We start from the raw sequence: 4,980 nt of genomic DNA on the forward strand, positions 1-4,980 counted from the left end.
ACTATTTCTTACTCCAAATTTCTCTATCAGATGCATTAACGGCATTCATCCCCCACCTATATTCTATATTGAGGTGGTGGGTATTTCTGCCTGTTTTTTAGATAAATTTTGTATTTATTTTTTTGAAATGATTGAAATTTTCACTTAAATAAGGTGTTTAATGTATAATAAAGATACACAATCTTAACACAATTGTAATCTAAAATTGATATATGTTAAGAAATGCTTGCTTATAATAGGTTCTAGGAGGTTTTTTATGCCAGCAGGTTATACACATTACGTTTTTGGTGAACAGGTTTTAGATCAACTTGATGAAAGCATCAAGAAGAGGATTATGCCCTATATTGATTTGTATCATATTGGGATTCATGGTCCAGATATTCTTTTTTATTATGATGTCTATAAAAAGAATCCAGTTAAATCATTAGGATTTGGAATGCATCAGCTTCCTGCCAATTCTTTCTTTAAACATGCAAAAGAACTAATTAAACAGGATGCCACAGATGCAACACTCGCTTATACTATTGGATTTATTACTCACTTTACATTAGATAGTTCTTTACATCCTGAAATTGGTGTATTAGAGAATACTTTATCTATGACCCACAGTTTACTAGAATCTGAATTAGATAGAGAATTACTTGTAAGAGTTGGAAAAGATCCTTTAACTGCCAATTTAACAACTCATATTCATCCTGATTATGCAATTGCGTTGGTCATTGCACCTTTCTTTGATTTAAAGGCTGAAGAAGTAGATAAAGCATTACATGATCTACTATTTATCTTAAAGTGGCTTGTTGCTCCTACTAAATTAAAGAGAAACTTTGTCTTAAGTGTAATGAAGTTAGGTGGTATGTATGAAGAATATAAAGGATTACTTATTAACTATGAAAAAGATGAACATGCTGCCAATGATATCAATCATTTAATAGAAATGAAGGATGAAGCAGTACCTTTAGCCGTATCACTCATTAATGAGTATGTTGACCATCTTGATGATGATTACTTAAATGAAAGGTTTAATAGAAACTATGAATAAACTAACTAAACTAGAAAAATACTGGATTTTGTATGATGTAGGTAATAGTGCCTTTATCCTACTTGTTGCTACTATCATCCCGATTTACTTTAACTATCTTGCATCTCTCGCAAAGATCAGTGAAGTCAACTATTTAGCTTATTGGGGTTATGCATCTTCTTTCACAACTCTTATTGTCGCTATTATTGGACCAGTGCTTGGTTCTATTGTGGATACAAAAGGATATAAGAAACCAATCTTTACTATTAGTATGATCATAGGTGTAATGGGCTTAGCCTGTTTTTCAGTTCCTAAGTCTTGGATTATATTCTTAGGTGTATTCGTTATTGCGAAGATTGGTTATAATGCAAGTCTGATTTTCTATGATTCCATGCTTTTAGATATTACAGATGACAAGCGTATGGACTATGTTTCATCTCAAGGATATGCATGGGGTTATATTGGAAGCTGTGTGCCTTTTGTAGTCAGCTTAGTGTTCGTCTTATTCTATGAAAAGATGGGTATTCCATTTAACGGTGCTATGACAATCGCCTTCTTAATCAATGCATTATGGTGGCTGGGCATGACATTACCACTCTTAAAGAACTATAAACAGGTAAATTTCGTAGAGAAACAGGAACATCCTATTCGTGATAGTTTTAAACGTTTAGGATATACTCTTTCTACTTTAAATGAAGACAAGAAAGTATTCTTCTATTTGATTTCTTTCTTCTTCTATATCGATGGTGTTTATACAATCATTGAAATGGCCACTGCCTATGGCAGTGCCCTTGGACTTAATACAAATGGATTATTAATTGCCTTATTAGTAACTCAGATTGTTACTTTCCCATTTGCGCTCATCTTTGGACGTTTATCTAAGAAATACCCAACAGATAAACTTATTAAAGTATGTATTGTTGCCTATACTGGTATTGCCTTATTTGCGATTCAGTTAGATAAACAATGGGAATTTTGGATTTTAGCTATTTTTGTAGGTATGTTCCAGGGAGCTATTCAGGCATTATCTCGTTCTTATTTTGCGAAGATTATTCCACCTAAGAAATCAGGTGAATACTTTGGTTTATTTGATATCTGTGGTAAGGGTGCATCCTTCATGGGTACAACTCTTGTAGGACTCATTTCACAGCTTACAGGACATATGAACTATGGCGTGGCAATGATTTCAGTAATGTTTGTGATTGGATTCTACTTCTTCCAAAAAGCCGCAAAACTATAAAATAAATGAGCTGTAACATATGCGTTACAGCTCATTTTTTAATCTATTCTTTCAAATACCATTGTTGCCTGAATCTTATCTCCTCCAAGGAATCCTTTTGATCCAGAAGATGAAGTAGAAATAGTGTGTAACCTATATCCTTTTTCAGCCTGCTTATTGATTTCAGCCTGTAGATTCGTCAAACTCTTTGTACCAGATCCTGTACCTAGAAACTTTTCAGTAAGTACCACCTGCAATACAACATACTTATCTCTATTAACATGTGAAGCTTTACCTGCAACATCATCCCACATAAGAATACCTCCCTTCTATATTTCAATTATAGTAGAAATGATTCTTAGATGCGTTAAGTAAGCCTTTGACAACACCTTATTTAAGGTGCTTATTTGATATTTCTATATTTTGTGACTTTAATAGATTCAGTAAATGATCATAATGATCCGATAAAGCATCTATCTTAATCAATTTCTTTCCCATCTTATCATACAAGATCATTGCATCCTTCTTATCAATGATTACTTGTCTAATATCAGTGATACATAATACCTTCTTAACATGAAATATTCTATGTATCTCTAATTGCGAATCATCTACTTTTACACCCCATATAGATGCCCAGGCCACACCATATAAGCCAATAGCTCCAAAGATAGAAGAAAAATACAGATGTCCCATTTCTACTGTTTCATTGCCTTTCAGATAAAAATAACTAAATACAAGAAACATAATCAATCCTAGAATGAACTGTGACATACAGGCATACTTCAACACTGCTGGTGCTTTGACTCTATAATGTGTAGTACTTATGTTCTCATCAATCATTTTACTAGATAAATGAGATATCACTTCACCAACAACACCTAGCACAATCGCAATAACTATATATCTAATTATAGTTTCTATCATATCTGTTCACCTCTTATACATAAATTATATTGTATCCATTAATATACTACAAGACACAAAAGAATCCTCTAGGATCTCCTAGAGGATTCTTATTAACCCCATACTTCTTCTGCGATTTCTTTTACAAGTTTTAATTTAGCCCATTGTTCTTTTTCTGTCAGTTTATTACCAATCTCACAAGATGCAAAACCACATTGTGGGCTTAATGATAAGCGTTCAAGAGGAATATACTTGCTTGCTTCCTTAATTCTCTGAATCACTTTTTCTTTATCTTCTAATTCTGGACGTTTAGTAGTGATTAATCCTAAGACAACCTTCTTATCACCAGATACTTTTGCAAGAGGCTTGAATCCTCCTGATCTTTCATCATCATATTCTAAGTAGTATGCATTCACATTCTCTTCACCAAATAATAGATCAGCCACACTATCATAAGCACCTGAACTAAAGAATGTAGAATGATAATTACCACGACATACATGTGTATTAATTTCTAAATCTTTTGGACTTTGTGCAACTACTTCATTATTAAGTTCTAATAATCTCTTTTTATAGTCTTTTAATGCGTCACCAGATCGTCCTGTAAGGCCACATGCAAGCTTTGGATTGACCATACCACCCCATACACAATCATCAAACTGTAACACACGACATCCTGCATCATAAATTTCATGAATAAACTCAACATAAGCTTTAACTACATCCTTTGCGAAAGCCTCTTCATTTTCATAAATACTTAATGTATTTCTAAGTAGCTGTGCACCAGTAAAATAAGCATAGAACTGCCCTGGTGAAGGGATAGTCTGTTTGGCTACTGTATTTTCATCTTCAAACTGTTTTACAAATTTGAAATGTTCTATGAAAGGATGATGATCACAACTGATTTTTCCTGTGACATAAGTATCATCAATCATTGCTGCTTCACCATCAAATGTTGTATTACCTTCTATTGTCTTTTTATGTTCTACACCATTAAATCCCCACATAAAATCTAAATGCCATGTAGAACGTCTAAATTCTCCATCAGTGATTGTATGATAACCTAATTCTTTAATCTTAGTAATAAGTTCTGTAATACACTCATCTTCTACCTTCTTTAATTCTTCTGCATTAATTGTATTATTTTCAAAATCTCTTCTTGCCTTCTTAAGATTCTCAGGTCTTAAGAAACTACCTACATAATCATATCTATTCATCTTAATTATCTCCCTTTTGCGTGAGTTCATTGTATCAGAGATATTCTGCAAGTAGAAATACTAATAAATGTTAGTTCTTTATAGATTGAGACTATGAATACGATACATCAGCAATGTACTCATATTCAAAAACAGAAAACATATTATAAGTGTTATAATTCCTTTTATACCTAGAGTATGCATAGAACTAACTAAAGGCATCATACGAACAATTGAATAAGCGACATTAAATTCTATTAATATGCATGTAGATTGTTTTCTAAATATATATTGTAATATAATCAAAACAATCATTAATGGTAATGAGGTTTTAATTACAGATAAAATTATTTCTTTATACATAATTATCACTCCTTGTTTTCTATTATGACTACTAATTTTAAGAGAATTATGTGATTTATATTAGAAATGTAAATTATATTGATTATTCCATCACAAAACCGATTATCAGGTTTTCTCATGGAAGAAATGAATTATATTTTATACACTTTTTTCAACTTTTTTCTTAAAAACTCTTGCAATTATCTAAAATCCATAGTATATTATACGAGCGCCATGAAGCAATGGTTCCATAGCCAAGTTGGTAAGGCAGAAGACTGCAACTCTTCGACCATCGGTTC

Annotated in this window: 5 protein-coding genes; 2 read left to right on the forward strand and 3 right to left on the reverse strand. The window is 32.3% G+C overall.

Annotated elements, in window-relative coordinates; genetic code table 11:
• Positions 1-256 precede the first annotated feature (256 nt).
• Positions 257-1,039, forward strand: coding sequence for a zinc dependent phospholipase C family protein (locus ACT8VG_RS07300; protein ID WP_331874404.1), 783 nt, complete (start codon positions 257-259; stop codon positions 1,037-1,039).
• Complete coding sequence (locus tag ACT8VG_RS07305; RefSeq protein ID WP_444195520.1) at positions 1,011-2,258, forward strand: MFS transporter; 1,248 nt, start codon at positions 1,011-1,013, stop codon at positions 2,256-2,258. The genes ACT8VG_RS07300 and ACT8VG_RS07305 overlap by 29 nt, the downstream gene beginning before the upstream one ends.
• Before the next feature lie 38 nt (positions 2,259-2,296).
• Here ACT8VG_RS07305 and ACT8VG_RS07310 read toward each other — a convergent pair whose 3' ends face one another.
• The 3 genes from ACT8VG_RS07310 to ACT8VG_RS07320 form a co-directional block, all read right to left on the reverse strand.
• The gene (locus tag ACT8VG_RS07310) at positions 2,297-2,551 is read right to left on the reverse strand and encodes a DUF4177 domain-containing protein (protein ID WP_187011808.1); all 255 of its coding nucleotides are present in this window, start codon (positions 2,549-2,551) and stop codon (positions 2,297-2,299) included.
• A gap of 76 nt (positions 2,552-2,627) precedes the next feature.
• Positions 2,628-3,164, reverse strand: coding sequence for a hypothetical protein (locus ACT8VG_RS07315; protein ID WP_217107238.1), 537 nt, complete (start codon positions 3,162-3,164; stop codon positions 2,628-2,630).
• A 92-nt stretch (positions 3,165-3,256) separates the two neighbouring features.
• The gene (locus ACT8VG_RS07320) at positions 3,257-4,360 is read right to left on the reverse strand and encodes a 5-methyltetrahydropteroyltriglutamate--homocysteine S-methyltransferase (protein ID WP_444195521.1); all 1,104 of its coding nucleotides are present in this window, start codon (positions 4,358-4,360) and stop codon (positions 3,257-3,259) included.
• Positions 4,361-4,980 lie beyond the last annotated feature (620 nt).

Origin of the sequence: Catenibacterium sp. (assembly GCF_052354645.1) — a bacterium.
In the GTDB taxonomy this organism is placed as follows: domain Bacteria; phylum Bacillota_I; class Bacilli_A; order Erysipelotrichales; family Coprobacillaceae; genus Catenibacterium; species Catenibacterium mitsuoka_A.

Coding starts and splice junctions, on each gene's coding strand:
- ACT8VG_RS07320 (WP_444195521.1), bottom strand. CDS start 4,360: ATGAATAGATATGATTATGTAGGTAGTTTCTTAAGACCTGAGAATCTT.
- ACT8VG_RS07305 (WP_444195520.1), top strand. CDS start 1,011: ATGAAAGGTTTAATAGAAACTATGAATAAACTAACTAAACTAGAAAAA.
- ACT8VG_RS07300 (WP_331874404.1), top strand. CDS start 257: ATGCCAGCAGGTTATACACATTACGTTTTTGGTGAACAGGTTTTAGAT.
- ACT8VG_RS07315 (WP_217107238.1), bottom strand. CDS start 3,164: ATGATAGAAACTATAATTAGATATATAGTTATTGCGATTGTGCTAGGT.
- ACT8VG_RS07310 (WP_187011808.1), bottom strand. CDS start 2,551: ATGTGGGATGATGTTGCAGGTAAAGCTTCACATGTTAATAGAGATAAG.